Genomic DNA, 17,037 nt, shown 5'->3' on the forward strand with positions numbered 1-17,037 from the left:
TCAGTAAGACTGCTTATTTCATAGGTCTAGGGCTCATGGGTTTATTTTCACGTAACGATACTTCCTCATCGTCGGGTCGCCGCGGCAGTGCTTCCAGCGATTCACAATTATCGGAACTGCGTGGACGGGCTCGCCGCCGTCTGATCGGTGCGCTGGCTCTGGTTCTGGCCGTCGTCGTGCTGGTGCCCATGCTGACCGCCGACAAGACCCCACCTGAGCCCGAGCAGTCTTTGGCCCTGGGTCCCATCGGTCAGACAACGGGGCAGGGCACAGTGCAGACTCGTCCCGGCGAGCTGGTGGTGCAAGAAGGCACGCCTGCTCCTGTCATCGAACAACCTGACGAGCCGCTGGTCACTGATCCTTCCACCAGTACCGACGGTGGTCTGGCCGTGGTCAATCCCGGTCTGGAAACCGATCCTGCTCCTGTCACGACACCTAGCACTCCCGCTGCGCCGCCGCCTGTGACCACACGTCCAGAGACGCCCAAGCCGGTTGAGAAGCCCAAGCCAGTCGAAAAACCCAAGCCAAGCCCAGCGCCTGCACAAAATGGCCGTACCGATGACGGCTCCTACGCGCTGGCCCTGCTGGAAGGCCGTGTCCCGAGTAAACCAGCCCCTGCTGCTGCCGCTAAACCGGCTACGCAACAAGGCAACTTCATTTTGCAGATTGTCGCCTATTCCAACCAGAACGATGCCCAGTCGCGTCGTGATCAGCTGGTATCGGCCGGTGTGACCAATGCCTATGTAGAGACGGCACAAAGTGGTGGCAAGCCAACCTATCGTTTGCGCGTGGGGCCATTCCCCACCCGTGAAGCGGCTCAGGCAGCCCAGGCCCGCTTGCGCTCGCTCGGTTACGAGAACAGTTTTATCTCGGCTAAGTGAGCAGCTTCGACTATATCGTCCTTGGAATTGTGGGTGTGTCAGGCCTTCTGGGCCTGATACGCGGATTGATCAAGGAAGTTCTTTCGCTCAGCGCCTATTTGTTGGCCTTCATGGCCGCAATCTGGTGGGGGCCACGCACATCAGGCTGGATACAAGTCTGGGTAGAAAACGGCTTATTACGTACGGCTTTGGCCTACGGAGCCGTTTTTTTTATGGTCTTGCTACTGGTGGGCCTGTTGAACATGCTGTTGGCCAGCTTGATCGAGCAAACGGGTTTGACGCCCGCCGATCATGGCTTGGGCGGCCTGTTCGGGCTGGCTCGCGGGGTGCTGCTCGTGCTGATTCTGGTCATCCTGGCCGGGCATACCGATTTACCTAAGGAACCGTGGTGGGAGCAGGCCAAGCTGGCCGAGCCTGCGATCCGCGCGGTGCAGTCGATTAAGGCCATGCTGCCGCCGTCTCTGGCAGAATGGCTGCCTTATTGAGAACACACTAACGGGAACCAATCATGTGTGGAGTTGTAGGGGTTGTTGCGCGCAGCCCTGTAAATCAGTTGATCTATGACAGTTTGCTCTTGCTGCAGCACCGCGGGCAGGATGCTGCGGGGCTGGCGACCTGGCACGACCAGTTCTTCAGCATGCACAAGGCATTTGGCCTGGTGCGGGACGTATTCCGTACCCGCAACATGCGCTCCTTGCCGGGCAATAGCGGTATTGGCCACGTGCGTTACCCCACGGCAGGCTCCAGCCAGAGCGTGGAGGAGGCGCAGCCGTTTTACGTCAACGCCCCCTTTGGTCTGAGCTTTGTGCACAACGGCAATCTGACCAATTGGCGTGAGCTGCGTGAAGAACTGTTCACCATTGATCGTCGCCACATCAACACCAACTCGGATTCCGAGGTTCTGCTGAATGTGTATGCCCACGAGCTGCAACGCGCTGCCACGGGTCCTGAGTTGACTCAGGACGAAGTGTTTGAAGCCGTCGCTGCTGTGCACCGCCGTGCGCGTGGGGCTTATGCGGTAGTCTCGCAAATCGCCAATTTCGGTCTGGTAGCTTTCCGTGATCCGAACGGGATTCGTCCTTTGTGCCTGGGTCGTAATGTGACGCCCAAGGGTGAAGAATGGATGATTGCTTCCGAGTCCGTTGCCTTGACCGGTTGCGGCTTCGAGCTGGTCCGCGACGTTGAGCCCGGCGAGGCCATCATTGTGGATCTGGACGGTAATCTCAGCAGCCGCCAGTGCGCCGAGAACCCGCGCCTGAATCCCTGTGTCTTTGAGTACGTGTACTTCGCCCGCCCCGATTCCACCGTTGATGGTGTGTCGGTTTACGACGCCCGTTTGCTAATGGGTGAGTACTTGGCCGAGAACGTCGCCAAGAACCTGCGTCTGGCCGATATCGATGTGGTCATGCCTATCCCCGACTCGGCCCGTCCATCGGCCATGCAGTTGGCAGCACATTTGAACCTGAACTACCGCGAAGGTTTCATCAAGAACCGCTACGTGGGCCGCACCTTTATCATGCCCGGTCAGGAAGTGCGCAAGAAGTCGGTGCGTCAGAAACTGAGTGCTATTCCCATGGAGTTCCGTGGCAAGAACGTGCTGCTGGTGGATGACTCTATCGTGCGTGGTACAACGAGCCGCCAGATTGTGGATATGGCCCGTGCCGCGGGTGCGAACAAGGTGTTCTTTGCTTCGGCAGCACCACCGGTCCGCTTTCCGAACGTGTACGGCATCGACATGCCTACGGTTTCCGAGCTGATCGCAACAGGTCGTGATGTAGATCAGGTAGCCAAGGAAATTGGTGTGGACGGTCTGGTTTATCAAGACCTGCACGATCTGGAACAATCCCTGCGTGACTTGAACCCACGCTTTGCCGGCTTTGAGTCCTCCTGCTTTAGCGGCGAGTACGTGACAGGTGATGTGGACGAGGCTTATCTGAATCTGTTGGCAGAAGGCCGCAAAAATGGTCGTGAAGTGCCTGACGTAACGGACTGATAGCTTGATCTTGTGCTCGATTGGAAAAACCCGCTTTTATAGCGGGTTTTTTTGAATTTATGATTGTTGGGTGGTTTTGGATATTTTATTTTCAGGCTTTAATTATTAGTCTCTTATATAAATTAAACCTATTATTTTTTAATTTTTGATGATTTTATAATCTACGGATTAATTTCATATTATTTAATAATCAGCTTATATTTTTCTTTGTTTCTTTTGATAAATCATGCGCCTTAGTGCGCATTCTATCTGGAATCAAAGATGAAAAACCCAAGCAAAGATATGGAGTCTGATCAGGTATTAACTGATCCTGATCCCACAGAGCAGATTCCTGTCAGTATTCAATCTGGTATCGACTTTCCTGCCTTGCATCATTTGCTGGAGCAGGCCCTGGAGCAAAACCGGGTGATGGGTGCCGTGGTGCTGGTCGCTTACCAAGGTGAACTGATATTTCGTTTTAGTGGTGGCTGGGCGAATAAGGAGCGGGCCCAAGCCATGCATGAAGATACGGTCTTCAGTTTGGGGTCCTTGAGCAAGACAATCAGTTCCTGGCTGGCCTTGCGTTTGATTGAGCGGGGACTGCTTTCTTTGAAAGATAGAATCACGCGCTATCTTCCCCATTTCGGCCCCAGTTTTAATTCTATTTGCCCGCCTATTTCCATTCATCAATTGCTGACTCACACATCGGGGCTTAGTTATCGTTTTATTGATGGTGAGGAGAGTGCCTACGCTCAGGCTCAGGTCAGTGATGGACTGGATGATCCAGAACTGAGCTGGCAAGAGAATTTTCGACGTATTTGTTCCGTACCACTACGTTTTGCACCGGGTACAGGCTGGCGTTACTCCTTGGGAGTGGATGTAGTGGGGCAGGCTTTGCAAATTGCTTCGGGACGGGGCTTGTCGGAGTTACTGGAGGACAGCATTAGTCGTCCCTTGGGCTTGAGACATTGTTCCTTTTACAAGCGCGATGATTTTCAGATGGCCGTGCCATATCGAAATCATGAGGCTTGCTTGACGCGGGTGGATGGTGCGTTGGATCTAGGTATCGGCGTGCTGCGGTTTGATGAGCAGAGCCTGTCACAGCGCTCCAGGCCGATCTATGCGGGGGCATCCATGCTTGGGTCCGGGGCAGATTTGATGCGCATACTTCTGGCTTTGCGAAATGGGAGTTTGCTTTCCAAGCCGTATTGCGAAGCGCTGTTTACCGATCATGTGCCATATTCTGCCAAATGCATGTGGCCAAATTGGGGCTATACCTACGGGGCCGCCATTTCACGACAGCTGCCTGAGCGGACCATGCCGATGTCTGCTGGGAGCTTGCAGTGGGTCGGTGCATTCGGGCAGAAGTGGATGTTTGATCGACAGCAGGACCTCATCATTGTCAGCATGACCAATACCGCTCCAGAGGGCCTGTTTGGTGCATTTCCGGATCAGGTTCGTGACGCTGTTTATACCGATTTGGGTTTGATGCCTGATTGAGCAGGGTGGAACAAAAAAGCCCTGCTGGAAGGCAGGGCTTTATGGCTGTAGTGGCTGCCCAGGCGTTTAGGCCCCTCGTCGCTTGAACAGCGTCAGCAACAAACCCAGGCCCAGGATCACAAATAGCGCCAAGCTCCAGTAAGCGTATTCAATCCCCAGCAAAGGTTGGCGTGCATCCATGCAGGAGGCATAAATACCAAATAGCCAAGGCAAGCCGCTTTCCAGGCCGGACTGGGTAATGAAGCGATCGGCGAAGGTCTGGTCGCAGCTGAACAGGTGCTGCGCGACCGATACCTGGTACCAGGCAGCCAGAATGCCACCTACAGAGGTAGCCAGACCCAGCAAGCTGGCGACGGTAGAGCTGCGCTGATGCCCCAGTTGGCGCAACACACCAGCAACCAGGCTGAACACGCCCAACACAATGAAAATCAGGCGTTGCAGGACGCACCAGGCGCAAGGCGGGATGCTGAATACATGCTGGGAAAGCAGTGCAATGCCTACGCCGGAAAAGGCGAGCAGGGCGATCAGATAGTAGGGTGCAGCGGACTGGCGGGAGGATGCGGCCATGGTATCAAGAGGAACTTAAAGAATGAAAGGTAGATGCTTCGTGCAGCAAACCCAGGAAAAGTTCATGGAAACCGGCCCAGGTAATCTGCACGCCCAGGCATAAGAGAATAAAAGCGGACAGGCGCATCACGACAGCCGTGCCATTTTTACCCAGTTTGTACAGGAATTGCGATGCAAAACGTAAGGCCAGAAACACGATAAAACTGGCCGCAGCAATAGCTGGCAGCGCGCCAGCCAGCTTGCTCATGGTGCCGGTGACCGAGTTGTCATGCAAGGTCGCCCCTACCGTCAGTGCTGCAGACAAGGAGCCGGGGCCGCAGAGCATGGGGAAGGTCAGGGGGTAGAAGGCTTTGGAGCGAATCTGTTCCCAGGAGTAGGACTCGGCCATGTTCTGGGCGTGCGCCGCATCAAAGTCCGAGGCGTTGATCAGGCGCCAGGCTGTGGCAATCACCAGCAGGCCTCCGCCAATTCGGATGATGGGCAGGGAAATGCCAAAGAAATTCAGCACGATATTGCCCGCGACCATGGCAATGGCCAGCATGATGAAAATATTGATGGCAACTTTCTTGGCCAGGCGAGCGCGATCAGGCACGCTGGCGCCTTCGGTGAGGGTCAGAAAGATGGGAGCGGCCGCAGGCGGGTTCAGCATGGGCAAGAGTGTTGCCAACGCAAACAGGAAGCTGCGGCTGACATCAGCAAATACGGAGGAGAGTTCCATTAAGACGGGGTGACTTGTTGAGAGAGGGCTAAACGTACATCGCGCTCCAGGCGCAATTGATTACGGTTCTGTTCCAGTGCGGCACCGCTCAGGATGAAGACGTCTTCCACGCGATCGCCCAGGGTCATGACTTTGGCCGAGCGCAGTCGCACGTCGTGGTGCTCGAATACTTGGGCGAGACTGTACAACAAACCGCGCCGGTCTGTAGCACTTAGTGTCAAAATCCAGTCCTGCCCTTGCTCTTCCTGACGCAGATCCACGGTGGGCTGAATGGGAAAGACTCGAGCCCGGCGGGAGCGGATGTCGCGGTAGTGGTCGTGCGGGGGCTCGCTAGGGGGCAGGTCTTGCTGGAGTGCCTGGCATAACTCGGTTTCGATCAGCAAAGGGTCGCGCCGTAGGGCGTGGTCATAGGCGGGCAGCATGACGATGAAACTGTCCAGCGCCCAGCCGTGGCGAGTCGTGTAAATGCGAGCGTCCTGAATGCTGACGGCCTGGCTGTCAAAGTAGCGGCAGATACGTAAGAACAGGCCGCTGGCGTCCTGGGTGTAGACCAGCACCTGCAGGGCGTCGGTTTGGCCGGCAGGGCGTATGCGTACGATGGGTGTCAGGCTGTGGGACTGGTGGTAGAGCTGGATGGTATGCCAGGCGATTTCACTGGCGTCGTGGCGCAGGAAATAGGGCTTGTCCAGCCATTGCCAGAAGTCCTCGCGGGCTTCATCCAGTAGACCAGCCAGACGAATTTCGCCAGCGGCGTCACGCTTGCGTTGATCCAGTACGGACACGCCATCCTTGGCCTGCCGTCCTAAAGCTGCCAGTGACAGCTTGTACAGGTCTTCCAGCAGCTTGCCTTTCCAGGAGTTCCATACCGTTGGGCTGGTGGCCCGAATGTCGGCGACAGTCAGCAGGTACAGGGCAGTCAGGCGGCGTTCCGTACCTACGGTTTGCAGGAACTGGAAAATGACATTCGGGTCGCTCAAATCGCGTTTCTGAGCCACTTGCGACATGGTCAGGTGCTCGCGCACCAAAAACACCACCAGCTCTGCGTCCACCGGCATCAAGCCGTGATCCTGACAGAATGCCAAGGCGTCCTGCGCACCCAGCTCGGAGTGATTGCCGCCACGTCCTTTGGCAATGTCGTGAAAGAGGGCGGCGATATACAGCAGCCAGTGGCGATCAAAACCGCTCATCAGCTGATTGGCCATGGACAGCTCTTCGCTGTGCTCGGCCATGGTGAAGCGGCGTAGGTTGCGTATGACCTTTAGCGTGTGCTCGTCCACGGTGTAAGCGTGGAACAGGTCGTGCTGCATTTGTCCGACGACGCGTCGAAAGACTGGCAGATAGCGCGGCAGCAGATTCAGCAGATTCATCAGCCGCAAGGTATGCACGATGCCTTTGTTCTGCTGCAGGATTTCCAGAAACAGACGTCGATTCCGGGGCTCGGCTCGGAACTTGGCATCGATCAGGCGGCGGGCATGCCAGAGGGCTCGCAAGGTATCGGCTTTCAGGCCACGCAGATTGGGCTGTTGCTGCAGATGCAGCATGGCCACAAAAATCAAAGAGGGGTCTTGCTCGAAGCCATCAGGTTGGCGTAGTTCCAGCTGTCCATGATGAATCTGGAAGTGGCTGTCCAGAATCAACGGTTCCTGATCGGTTTGCGGGAACAGGTGTTCCTCGATGCTGCGCATCAGGATCAGATTGAGCTGGCTGACAATCTTGGCGGCCCAGTAGTAACGCTGCATCAGCAGTTCGCTGGCGCGTCGGGTGGCCGTGGGTTGAAAACCGTAAATGTCAGCCAGACGTGGTTGCAGGTCAAACAGCAGTCTGTCTTCGGCGCGGCCGGTCAGTAGATGAAGCTCAATACGCAGACGCTTGAAAGCTTCTTCCACGCGTTGCAGAGCTTTCAGCTCGGATTGCGTCAGTAGTTCGGATTGCGCGACATCCACCCAGCTGCGTCCCAAACCGGCTGCCCGTGCCATCCAGAGCAGCACCTGCAGGTCGCGCAAGGCGCCAGGAGACTCTTTGCAATTGGGTTCCAGGGAGTAGGGGGTGTCTTGCAGATGCGCATGACGCTGCTGCTGTTCGGCCTGTTTGGCCAGGAAGAAAGCCTGCGGGTCCAACTGGCTTTGCAGTTGCTGTTGGGCATGGCGTAGCAGCAATCGGGAACCCGCCAGCCAGCGGCTTTCCAGCAAGGCGGTTTCGGTGGTGATGTCCTGGCTGGCTTGTTCCAGGCATTGGGCGGGCGTGGCCACATTATGGCTGGGAGCCAGACCTATATCCCACAAGGCGGCGACCAGTGCCTGAATCCGGTCTATATCCTCTGCATTGGGCTCGCGCTGCAACAGGATCAGCAAGTCCACATCCGAATGCGGATACAGCTCCCCGCGACCATACCCCCCCAAGGCCGCCAGGCTGGCTTGGCGGGGCAGGGGGTAACGGACCAGAAGTTCACGCAGACCTTGGTCGCAAATCTGGCACAGGCTTTTGAGCAGGCGATCGCAATGCAGGTCTTGCCTGAAGCGCTCGTAGGCCCTAGCCCGGCGGCAAGCAATTCTGTCGCGAAGCTGGGCCAGGAAAGACATGGTTCAGGCCTTGTTGATGATGGCTGGAGGGGCAGGCATGCCGGGCGAGACGGTCAGCACTTCGTAGCCGGTATCGGTTACCAGCACCGCGTGCTCCCATTGGGCCGACAGGCTGTGGTCGCGGGTCACCACGGTCCATTGGTCAGCCAGCGTGCGCAGTTCGCGACGACCGGCGTTGATCATGGGCTCGATGGTGAAAATCATGCCGGGTTCCAGTTTTACGCCGGTGCCGGGTTTGCCGTAGTGCAGCACTTGCGGATCCTGGTGAAACTTCTGGCCCACGCCATGGCCGCAGTATTCGCGCACAACGGAAAAACCTTGTTTTTCAGCGTGTTGCTGAATGGCGTGGCCGACATCACCCAGGGTGGCGCCGGGTTTGACTTGATCAATACCCAGCCACATGCATTCGTAGGTGGTTTCAGTCAGGCGGCGGGCCAGGATGCTGGGCTCGCCCACGTAGTACATACGGCTGGTGTCGCCAAACCAGCCGTCTTGAATAATGGTGACGTCCATATTCAGAATGTCGCCATTTTTCAACACTTTGTCGCCGGGGATGCCGTGACAGATAACGTGGTTGACGGAGGTACAAATAGAGCCTGGAAAGGGTGGGTAGCCAGGAGGCGCGTAGCCTACGGTGGCAGATTTGACCCCCAGTTCATTGATGCGCTCCATGCACAGGCGATCCAGTTCGCCGGTCGTGACACCTGCTTTGACAAAGGGAGTCAGGTAATCAAGGATGGATGCCGCGGTCTGGCAAGCAGCGCGCATTTTTTCGAGATCAGTGGGGTCTGTGACGAGAATACTCATAGCAACTTGAACAGGTCTATTGAAAAATAGTAGAATTATAGGCTTTTGTGAATTTTGCAGTTACGTGCCGTCCCGTTTGGGGCGATCACGTGTCGCGAAACACCGCGCCAAATCTGGGCTTTCCTGGTTTGACCGGCTTTTCTTGGGCCGCCTGAATTTTCAGGCTGGACGAGCCAAGCCAGGTATCAGGAAATCGTGTCCCAAGATTGGAAGCAGCCTCGGGCCATGGCCAGCCAGCCAAAACAAGCAGAATTCACAACACATACAGGGTCAGCACGATGACAAGCGTTGCGAAAGCAACAGGGCAGCAGCCCGGTTCTTGTTCAAGTGATGCTGACCAAGCAATCCTCTAGGATACACCTGCGAACATTACCCTGTATGCAGGCGGTAGCCAGAAAAGTTTCAGGCTCGGGCCCGGATGGCAGATATCTTGTCTGCCTGCAGGCGTGAGTCCGTTGCAGTGCAGGCGTTCGCTCATGTTGGGCAACGTTTTTATGTTTTAAGTTGTAAATCGCGTGACTGTCCGTCTCGGGGTGTCTGGAATGCAGCACAGGCTGCGGCCCTTACCGGATACCGGGCAGTTACAAGACCAAACCCTTGGAGAACTTTATGTCTTTAATGCGTGAAATGCTGGAAGCTGGTGTGCACTTTGGCCACCAAACCCGTTACTGGAACCCCAAGATGGCTCCGTTCATCTTCGGCCAGCGTAACAACATCCACATCATCAACCTGGAAAAAACGGTTGTTCAGTACGAAGAAGCAACCAAATTCGTGCGTCAACTGGCTGCCCGTGGTGGCAACGTGCTGTTTGTAGGCACCAAGCGCGCTGCTCGCGAACTGGTGGCTGCTGAGGCCGAACGTTGCGGCATGCCTTACGTCGACAGCCGCTGGTTGGGTGGCATGATGACCAACTTCAAAACGGTCAAGACTTCCATCAAGCGTCTGAAGGAAATGGAAGCTCAGATGGCTGAAGGCCGTCTGGAAACCATGAGCAAGAAAGAAGCCTTGATGTTCGAACGCGAACTGGAAAAGCTGAACAAGGCCATCGGCGGTATCAAGGACATGAACAACCTGCCTGACGCCCTGTTCGTGATCGACGTTGGCTACCACAAGATTGCCGTGGCTGAAGCCCGCACTCTGGGTATCCCCGTGGTGGCCGTGGTTGATACCAACCACTCGCCAGAAGGTCTGGATTACGTGATCCCTGGTAACGATGACTCGGCCAAGGCTATCGCTCTGTACGCCCGTGGCATGGCTGACGCCGTGCTGGCTGGCCGCGAACAGAACCTGAACGGTCTGGTTGAAGAAATCGCCGCTGACGAAGAGTTCGTCGAAGTTCAGGCTGACGCCCAGGAGTAACAGGCTCACCGCTGTCTGCCAGACACCATCAGTTGTCATGGCAGACAGCTACAGTGACCTTTCGTATCGCCCCGGCTTGCCGGGGCATGTTCTACAGAATTGGAGAAAACCGTGGCTCAAATCACCGCATCGATGGTTAAAGAATTGCGCGAGAAAACCGACGCGCCCATGATGGAATGCAAAAAAGCACTGACCGAAGCCGACGGCGATATGGCACGTGCTGAAGAAATCTTGCGCGTGAAGCTGGGCAGCAAGGCTAGCAAAGCAGCTACCCGCGTTACCGCTGAAGGCCTGGTTTCTGTTTACATCGCTGACGATGCCAAGACCGGCTCCGTAGTTGAAGTTAACTGCGAAACCGACTTTGTTGCCAAGAACGATGACTTCATCGGCTTTATCAACGACGTCGCCCAACTGGTCGCCAAGAACAACCCGGCAGATCTGGCCGCTTTGGCTGAATTGCCACTGGCCGACAGCAATGTCGAGACCGTGCGCGCTGCTCTGGTTGGCAAAATTGGTGAAAATATCTCGATCCGTCGCTTCCAGCGCTACGAAACAGCCGGCCAACTGGCCAGCTACGTTCACGGTGGCAAGATCGGCGTATTGGTTGATTTCGCCGGTGGCGACGAAGAAGTGGGTAAAGATCTGGCCATGCACATCGCCGCAACGCGTCCTAAAGCAATGGACGCTTCGGGTGTTGACGCTGCCGAGATCGAAGCCGAGCGCTCCGTGGCTGCTCAGAAAGCCGCTGAATCCGGTAAACCTGCTGACATCGTCACCAAAATGGTTGACGGCGCTGTTGCCAAGTTCCTGAAAGAAGTGACTCTGCTGAGCCAGCCTTTCGTCAAGAACGACAAGCAAAGCGTGCAGCAAATGCTGGACGAGAAAAAAGCATCGATCGCTGGCTTTACCCTGTACGTTGTGGGTGAAGGCATTGAGAAGCGTGTTGAAGATTTCGCCGCTGAGGTAGCTGCTGCTGCCGGCCAAGCCTAATCTAGCTTGTTTTTTCAGGGCAGGCACCGTAGTGGCGGTGCCTGCCCTGCTGCTTTACACTCTCTTCTGTCTTCGTCACTTGGAATCCCACCCATGACTACCCCTCATTACAAACGTGTTCTGTTGAAGCTCTCCGGCGAAGCGCTGATGGGCGAGGACTCGTTCGGTATTAATCGCAGCACAATCATTCGCATGACGGAGGAGATCGCCCAGGTTGCCCAGTTGGGGGTACAGCTGGCTATCGTGATTGGCGGGGGCAATATCTTTCGCGGCATCGCTCCAGGTGCCCAGGGCATGGATCGTGCGACAGCCGACTACATGGGCATGATGGCTACCGTCATGAATGCGCTGGCCTTGCAAGATGCCTTGAAGCACCGTGGCCTGGATGCCCGTGTGCAATCTGCCCTGAATATTGAGCAGGTCGTAGAGCCTTACATTCGTCCCAAGGCACTGCGTTACCTGGAAGAAAACAAAGTTGTTATTTTTGCAGCCGGTACGGGCAACCCGTTCTTTACTACCGATACGGCAGCAGCCTTGCGCGGCGCCGAAGTGGGTGCGGAAATCGTACTGAAAGCGACCAAAGTCGACGGCATCTACAGTGCCGATCCCAATAAAGATCCAGGTGCGACACGTTACTCGCGTATCAGCTTTGATGAGGCTATCGTACGCCGTCTGGAAGTGATGGACGCGACCGCCTTTGCCTTGTGTCGCGATCAGAAACTGCCGATCAAAGTGTTCTCCATCAACAAGCCCGGCGCCTTGACGCGCGCGGTCTCTGGTGAAGATGAAGGCACCCTGGTTCACGTTTAAAGTTATAGGAATTTAGTCCATGAGTCTTTCCGAGATTAAAGCATCGACCGACAGCCGGATGGGTAAGTCCCTCGAGTCTCTCAAGACAGGCCTGGCCAAAATTCGCACTGGCCGTGCTACTGCAGGCTTGCTCGATCACATTCAGGTTGAGTACTACGGCTCCATGGTGCCGGTCAGCCAGGTGGGCAACATCACGGTGGTGGATGCTCGCACGCTGAACGTGCAAGTGTGGGAAAAGCATATGGCTGGCCCGATTGAAAAAGCCATTCGTGATAACGAGCTGGGTCTGAACCCCATCTCGATGGGCGAGAGCATTCGTGTGCCCATGCCTGCGCTGACCGAAGAGCGCCGTCGCGATCTGGCCAAAGTGGTGCGTGGCGAAGGTGAAGATGCCAAGGTCGCCATTCGCAACCTGCGTCGTGACGCCAATGACACGCTCAAAAAGCAGGTCAAGGACAAGGAAATCTCCGAGGACGACGAGCGTCGCGCCCAGGACGAAATCCAGAAGCTGACCGACAAGTATGTGGCTGAAGTCGACAAGCTGATCGCCCAGAAAGAAGCCGAGATCATGACGGTCTAACGGCTTTTGCACAGGTGGCTAGGTGATTTCTTTCAGTTCTACCCAAACTATTCCGGAACACGGTCAGGTTCCTGGCCACCTGGCGATTGTCATGGACGGCAATGGACGATGGGCAACCCGTCGTCTTTTGCCACGCACGGCAGGGCACTTGCGTGGTGTGCAAACCGTCCGGCGTATTGTCGAGGCTTGTGGTGAGCTCGGCGTGCGTTATTTGACCCTGTTTGCGTTCAGCTCCGAGAACTGGCGGCGCCCTCCTGAAGAGGTGTCTCTGTTGATGGGCCTGTTCGTCAAGATGCTGCAAAAAGAAGTGGCAACACTGAAAAAAAACGGCGTCCGACTTCATATTATTGGTGAGCTATCCGCATTTAGCGAAGAATTGCGCGGGCTGATTGCCGACGCAGAAGAACAAACGCGTGATAACGACACCTTGCATTTGACGATTGCCGCCAATTACGGTGGTCGTTGGGATATTTTGCAGGCAACCCGAAAGGCCTTGGCTGCCAATCCCCATTTGGTCGATCATCCCGAACAACTGGATGAGGCCATGTTCAGTCCCTATTTGGCGATGTCTTACGCCCCCGAACCGGATCTGTTCATCCGCACGGGCGGAGAGCGCCGCATTTCCAATTTTCTGATCTGGCAGATGGCCTATACCGAACTGTACTTTACAGACGCGTACTGGCCGGATTTTGACCGGGCGCAGCTGGAGCAGGCCTTCGAGTGGTATCGTGGGCGCGAGCGGCGCTTTGGGCGCACCAGTGCCCAGGTGCAGGGTAGCCCCGCGCCTTGACGGAGCCTTATCTATGTTGAAACAACGAGTCATCACCGCCCTGATCCTGCTGGTCATTCTGGGCGCGGCCATGCTTGCCCCCGTGCGCTGGCCATTGCTGGCTATTTTTGTCCTGATGAGTACGCTGGCTTGCTGGGAATGGGAGCGCCTGAGCCTGTCCCAGGAGCAGCAGCGTTGGGCCTGGCCCCTGGCCTTGCTCAACGGTGCCTTGATGCTGTGGCTAAGCGTGCACTGGTATCACACCGGCCCGCAAGGGCAGGCGGCTGATTTGGTCTACCGTGGTCTGGTGCCCCTGATGGCGGCCTTGTGGGTCGTAGGCGCTACCGGGCTGGTACTGCAAGGTCAGGCCACACAGCGTGCACAAGGCGTCTTGCTTAGCGTGATGGGTGTGCTCGCTCCTTTGGTCGCCTGGGCCAGCCTGTATCTGTTTCTGCATACACAGGGCATTGTTTACGTGCTCTCCTTGCTGGTCCTGATCTGGGTGGCAGACATCGCTGCTTACTTCGCTGGACGTGCCTTCGGTAAAGCCAAACTGGCCCCGCGTGTCAGTCCGGGCAAGACCTGGGCTGGAGCGCTCGGTGGTATGGTTGCCGCTGCTGCATGGATGTTGATCAGCGCAAATTGGGCCGGCAGTTTCGGCGCCGACGTGCTGCAGCGCTGGGGCTGGGTGGCCACGGCTGCTTTGGGTGTTGCTCTGGCGGCTCTGTCTATCGTGGGTGACTTGTTCGAGTCCCTGCTCAAGCGTCGTGCCGCTGTTAAAGATTCCAGTCAATTATTGCCCGGTCATGGTGGGGTGTACGACCGTATCGACGCCTTGCTGCCGGTTGCTCCCGTGGCCTTGCTGCTAAGTGGGGCGTGGCTCTTTTAGTCCTGCGTGGATTCAAAGTGTTTGCGTCAAGGAAGAACTCATGAGTTTCCAGCATGTTTGTGTGTTAGGAGCCACTGGCTCTATTGGTATCAGCACACTGGATGTGATTGCTCGTCATCCCGATCGGATGGCGGTTTATGCCGTGAGCGGCCACACTCGTATGGAGCTGTTGGCCGAGCAAGCTCGTGACAGCGCAGCCCGTGTTGTCCTCGTGCCGGATGAAGCCGCGCGTAGCCGCTTTCTGGCCGCGTGGCAGGGCGGTGCCTTGCCGGAGATTCGGGTAGGTGCTCAGGCGCTGGCCGACACGGCTGCCGATCCGCAAGTCACTACCGTCATGGCCGCGATTATCGGCGCCGCAGGTTTGCCCTCGGCCCTGGCCGCCGCGCGTGCTGGCAAGCGTGTGCTGCTGGCCAATAAAGAAGCCCTGGTTGCCGCGGGTCGTATCTTCATGCAAGCCGTGCAAGAGGGTGGGGCGCAGTTGATGCCTATCGACTCTGAACACAGCGCCATCTACCAATGTCTGGCGGGTGAGCTACCTCCAGAACCTGGTCAGCCAGTTGCGGCTCTGCGCCGTCTTTTGGTAACCGCTTCTGGCGGACCTTTCCGCTCGCGCAGCCTGTCCGAGCTGGATGGAGTGACACCCGAGCAGGCCTGCGCGCATCCTAACTGGAGCATGGGCCGCAAAATTTCGGTGGACTCGGCCACCATGCTGAATAAAGGTCTGGAAGTCATCGAGGCGCATTGGCTGTTTTCAGTGCCTGTTGACCAGATTGATGTGGTGGTGCATCCGCAAAGCGTGATTCACTCCATGGTCGAGTACATAGACGGTTCCGTCATGGCGCAATTGGGTCAGCCTGACATGCGTACGGCGATTGCCTACGGTCTGGGCTTTCCGGAGCGTTTGTATAGCGGCGTAGGCTTGCTGGATCTGGCCACAATGGGACGTCTGGATTTTGAGCAGCCCGATTTTCTGCGTTTCCCCTGTCTGCGGCTGGCCTATGATGCCTTGCGCAGCAGTCAGGCCGCCTGCGTGACCTTGAACGCCGCCAATGAAATCGCCGTAGACCGCTTCCTGGAACGGCAGATTGGCTATACTCAGATTCCGGCTGTGATCGAGCATTGTCTGGACAAGCTCAATGGCCGTGCCAGCCAGGCCTTGGATGCTCTGGACGGGGTTTTGGAGCTCGATAGCGAAACCCGTTCGCTGGCGCTGGATTACTGCCGAAGCTCTGCGCGTATTTAACAGGAATTAACATGCTCTTTACCGTGCTGGCTTTCTTGGTAGCGTTGGGCGTGCTGGTGACCTTTCACGAGCTGGGCCACTACTGGGTGGCCCGTCGTTGCGGGGTGCGGGTAGAGCGGTTTTCGATTGGTTTTGGCAAGGTGCTGTACCGCCGTTTTGACAAGAATGGTACCGAATGGGCCGTCTCGGCCTTGCCCTTGGGCGGCTACGTCGCCATGCAAAATGATCCGCCTGCTCATGCCACGCAGGCCCAGATCGACGAATCTTTCAACCACAAACCCCTGCGACAACGCGCCGCGATTGTGCTGGCCGGCCCGATGGCCAACCTGATTCTGGCCGTGGTGATCTATGCCTTTGTGGGTTTGCTGGGTACTCAAGAACCTATTGCGCAAATTGGCCCCGTTCCAGAAGGGACACCCGCCGCACAAGCTGGTTTCGAGGCTGGAGATCGCCTGATCTCTGTCGATGGCAAGCCGGTGGACTCCTGGTTGCAGGCGCGTTGGGCCTTTATGGACGCCTTGTCCTCGGGCGGCGAGCTGGAAGTGGGTGTCAAGGACACGCTTGGACAGGAACAAAATCGTTACTTGAGATTACCGGCGGGCGAGATTTTGCCAGACGGGCAGGACTTGATGGCCCAGGCAGGATTGGTACTGCGTCCGGCGCGATCCATCGTCCAAGAGGTGTTTAAAGATACGGCAGCCGAACAGGCAGGCCTGCGGGAGGATGACCTTATTGTCCGGTTGGATGATTTGATCGAGCCCGGGATCACGGCTTTCGTTCAAAAGGTGCAACAATCCGCAGGCAAGACACTGGAGCTTGACGTGCTGCGGGGCGGCGAAATTCAACGCCTGCTCCTCACTCCTGAAGGTGATGCCAATGCGCAGGGGCGTATCGGTGCAAAAGTGGCTATGGATATGCCCATGACACTGGTGCGTTATGGGCCGATCGAGAGCGTGGAACGCGGATTTACCCGTACTGGGCAGACCTTCTGGTTCTCTTTGAAGATGATCGGGCGCATGATTACGGGGGAAGTCTCTGTACGTAATGTCAGCGGGCCGGTTACTATTGCGGATTATGCGGGCCAGACAGCACGTATTGGCTTGATCGCCTACCTGAATTTCCTGGCCCTGATCAGTATTAGCATCGGTTTACTGAATTTGTTACCCGTACCTATGTTGGACGGGGGGCATCTACTGTACTATGCCATCGAAGCTGTGCGCGGCAAGCCCGCTTCGGAGCGTATGATGCTTGTCGGTCAGCGCCTGGGCCTGGCCTTGTTGGCCCTGCTGATGAGTATTGCTTTTTTTAATGACATCACCCGCCTTTTCAGTTGAGGGCGGGTGGCATACAATTTCCAACCATTTGACCGACCA

Annotated in this window: 16 protein-coding genes; 12 read left to right on the forward strand and 4 right to left on the reverse strand. The window is 56.6% G+C overall.

Annotated elements, in window-relative coordinates; genetic code table 11:
• The first annotated feature begins 35 nt into the window (after positions 1 to 35).
• The 4 genes from D0C27_RS02485 (at position 36) to D0C27_RS02500 (ending at position 4,353) form a co-directional block, all read left to right on the forward strand.
• Positions 36 to 881 (forward strand): SPOR domain-containing protein, encoded by an 846-nt coding sequence (locus tag D0C27_RS02485; protein ID WP_035271734.1) that lies wholly within the window; start codon positions 36 to 38, stop codon positions 879 to 881.
• Positions 878 to 1,366 carry a CvpA family protein gene (locus tag D0C27_RS02490; RefSeq protein ID WP_009457028.1) on the forward strand — a complete coding sequence of 163 codons (489 nt, stop codon included), beginning with the start codon at positions 878 to 880 and terminating at the stop codon, positions 1,364 to 1,366. The genes D0C27_RS02485 and D0C27_RS02490 overlap by 4 nt, the downstream gene beginning before the upstream one ends.
• Positions 1,367 to 1,389: 23 nt before the next feature.
• Complete coding sequence (gene purF, locus D0C27_RS02495) at positions 1,390 to 2,874, forward strand: amidophosphoribosyltransferase (RefSeq protein ID WP_009457026.1); 1,485 nt, start codon at positions 1,390 to 1,392, stop codon at positions 2,872 to 2,874.
• A 261-nt stretch (positions 2,875 to 3,135) separates the two neighbouring features.
• Positions 3,136 to 4,353 (forward strand): serine hydrolase domain-containing protein, encoded by a 1,218-nt coding sequence (locus D0C27_RS02500; protein ID WP_060185114.1) that lies wholly within the window; start codon positions 3,136 to 3,138, stop codon positions 4,351 to 4,353.
• A gap of 66 nt (positions 4,354 to 4,419) precedes the next feature.
• Here D0C27_RS02500 and D0C27_RS02505 read toward each other — a convergent pair whose 3' ends face one another.
• Genes D0C27_RS02505 through map form a run of 4 tightly spaced genes read right to left on the reverse strand, consistent with a single transcriptional unit; the run spans position 4,420 to position 9,024 of the window.
• On the reverse strand, positions 4,420 to 4,920 hold the full coding sequence (locus D0C27_RS02505) for a disulfide bond formation protein B (RefSeq protein ID WP_021446550.1): 501 nt from the start codon (positions 4,918 to 4,920) through the stop codon (positions 4,420 to 4,422).
• Between the two features lie 4 nt (positions 4,921 to 4,924).
• Positions 4,925 to 5,638 carry a MarC family protein gene (locus D0C27_RS02510; RefSeq protein ID WP_035271732.1) on the reverse strand — a complete coding sequence of 238 codons (714 nt, stop codon included), beginning with the start codon at positions 5,636 to 5,638 and terminating at the stop codon, positions 4,925 to 4,927.
• The gene (locus D0C27_RS02515) at positions 5,638 to 8,217 is read right to left on the reverse strand and encodes a [protein-PII] uridylyltransferase (RefSeq protein ID WP_060185113.1); all 2,580 of its coding nucleotides are present in this window, start codon (positions 8,215 to 8,217) and stop codon (positions 5,638 to 5,640) included. Before D0C27_RS02515 ends, D0C27_RS02510 begins: the two co-directional genes overlap by 1 nt.
• Positions 8,218 to 8,220: 3 nt before the next feature.
• A complete protein-coding gene (gene map / locus D0C27_RS02520; protein WP_009457018.1) occupies positions 8,221 to 9,024 on the reverse strand; it encodes a type I methionyl aminopeptidase in 804 nt (267 codons plus the stop codon).
• Positions 9,025 to 9,633: 609 nt separating this feature from the next.
• Here map and rpsB point away from each other — a divergent pair.
• From rpsB to rseP, 8 genes are all read left to right on the forward strand, one after another.
• Positions 9,634 to 10,383: a 30S ribosomal protein S2 gene (gene rpsB / locus D0C27_RS02525; protein ID WP_115633733.1), complete on the forward strand. Its 750-nt coding sequence runs from the start codon at positions 9,634 to 9,636 to the stop codon at positions 10,381 to 10,383.
• Positions 10,384 to 10,494: 111 nt separating this feature from the next.
• Positions 10,495 to 11,373, forward strand: coding sequence for a translation elongation factor Ts (gene tsf / locus D0C27_RS02530; protein WP_009457016.1), 879 nt, complete (start codon positions 10,495 to 10,497; stop codon positions 11,371 to 11,373).
• A gap of 93 nt (positions 11,374 to 11,466) precedes the next feature.
• Positions 11,467 to 12,183 carry a UMP kinase gene (pyrH, locus tag D0C27_RS02535; protein WP_003799741.1) on the forward strand — a complete coding sequence of 239 codons (717 nt, stop codon included), beginning with the start codon at positions 11,467 to 11,469 and terminating at the stop codon, positions 12,181 to 12,183.
• A gap of 19 nt (positions 12,184 to 12,202) precedes the next feature.
• Complete coding sequence (gene frr / locus D0C27_RS02540) at positions 12,203 to 12,763, forward strand: ribosome recycling factor (protein WP_009457015.1); 561 nt, start codon at positions 12,203 to 12,205, stop codon at positions 12,761 to 12,763.
• 25 nt (positions 12,764 to 12,788) lie between these two features.
• Positions 12,789 to 13,553: a polyprenyl diphosphate synthase gene (gene uppS / locus D0C27_RS02545; RefSeq protein ID WP_035271876.1), complete on the forward strand. Its 765-nt coding sequence runs from the start codon at positions 12,789 to 12,791 to the stop codon at positions 13,551 to 13,553.
• 13 nt (positions 13,554 to 13,566) lie between these two features.
• Complete coding sequence (locus D0C27_RS02550) at positions 13,567 to 14,421, forward strand: phosphatidate cytidylyltransferase (protein ID WP_035271728.1); 855 nt, start codon at positions 13,567 to 13,569, stop codon at positions 14,419 to 14,421.
• Between the two features lie 40 nt (positions 14,422 to 14,461).
• Positions 14,462 to 15,664 (forward strand): 1-deoxy-D-xylulose-5-phosphate reductoisomerase, encoded by a 1,203-nt coding sequence (locus D0C27_RS02555; protein ID WP_137430323.1) that lies wholly within the window; start codon positions 14,462 to 14,464, stop codon positions 15,662 to 15,664.
• An 11-nt stretch (positions 15,665 to 15,675) separates the two neighbouring features.
• Positions 15,676 to 16,998 carry an RIP metalloprotease RseP gene (gene rseP, locus D0C27_RS02560; RefSeq protein WP_137430324.1) on the forward strand — a complete coding sequence of 441 codons (1,323 nt, stop codon included), beginning with the start codon at positions 15,676 to 15,678 and terminating at the stop codon, positions 16,996 to 16,998.
• The last annotated feature ends 39 nt before the right edge of the window (positions 16,999 to 17,037 follow it).

Origin of the sequence: Alcaligenes faecalis, from assembly GCF_005311025.1 — a bacterium.
Lineage (GTDB): Bacteria > Pseudomonadota > Gammaproteobacteria > Burkholderiales > Burkholderiaceae_B > Alcaligenes > Alcaligenes phenolicus.

Excerpts from the sequence above, each read along its gene's own strand:
- rseP (WP_137430324.1), top strand. The coding sequence starts at position 15,676 with ATGCTCTTTACCGTGCTGGCTTTCTTGGTAGCGTTGGGCGTGCTGGTG.
- map (WP_009457018.1), bottom strand. The coding sequence starts at position 9,024 with ATGAGTATTCTCGTCACAGACCCCACTGATCTCGAAAAAATGCGCGCT.
- purF (WP_009457026.1), top strand. The coding sequence starts at position 1,390 with ATGTGTGGAGTTGTAGGGGTTGTTGCGCGCAGCCCTGTAAATCAGTTG.
- D0C27_RS02515 (WP_060185113.1), bottom strand. The coding sequence starts at position 8,217 with ATGTCTTTCCTGGCCCAGCTTCGCGACAGAATTGCTTGCCGCCGGGCT.
- frr (WP_009457015.1), top strand. The coding sequence starts at position 12,203 with ATGAGTCTTTCCGAGATTAAAGCATCGACCGACAGCCGGATGGGTAAG.
- pyrH (WP_003799741.1), top strand. The coding sequence starts at position 11,467 with ATGACTACCCCTCATTACAAACGTGTTCTGTTGAAGCTCTCCGGCGAA.
- D0C27_RS02555 (WP_137430323.1), top strand. The coding sequence starts at position 14,462 with ATGAGTTTCCAGCATGTTTGTGTGTTAGGAGCCACTGGCTCTATTGGT.
- D0C27_RS02485 (WP_035271734.1), top strand. The coding sequence starts at position 36 with ATGGGTTTATTTTCACGTAACGATACTTCCTCATCGTCGGGTCGCCGC.
- D0C27_RS02500 (WP_060185114.1), top strand. The coding sequence starts at position 3,136 with ATGAAAAACCCAAGCAAAGATATGGAGTCTGATCAGGTATTAACTGAT.
- D0C27_RS02550 (WP_035271728.1), top strand. The coding sequence starts at position 13,567 with ATGTTGAAACAACGAGTCATCACCGCCCTGATCCTGCTGGTCATTCTG.
- D0C27_RS02505 (WP_021446550.1), bottom strand. The coding sequence starts at position 4,920 with ATGGCCGCATCCTCCCGCCAGTCCGCTGCACCCTACTATCTGATCGCC.
- D0C27_RS02510 (WP_035271732.1), bottom strand. The coding sequence starts at position 5,638 with ATGGAACTCTCCTCCGTATTTGCTGATGTCAGCCGCAGCTTCCTGTTT.
- rpsB (WP_115633733.1), top strand. The coding sequence starts at position 9,634 with ATGTCTTTAATGCGTGAAATGCTGGAAGCTGGTGTGCACTTTGGCCAC.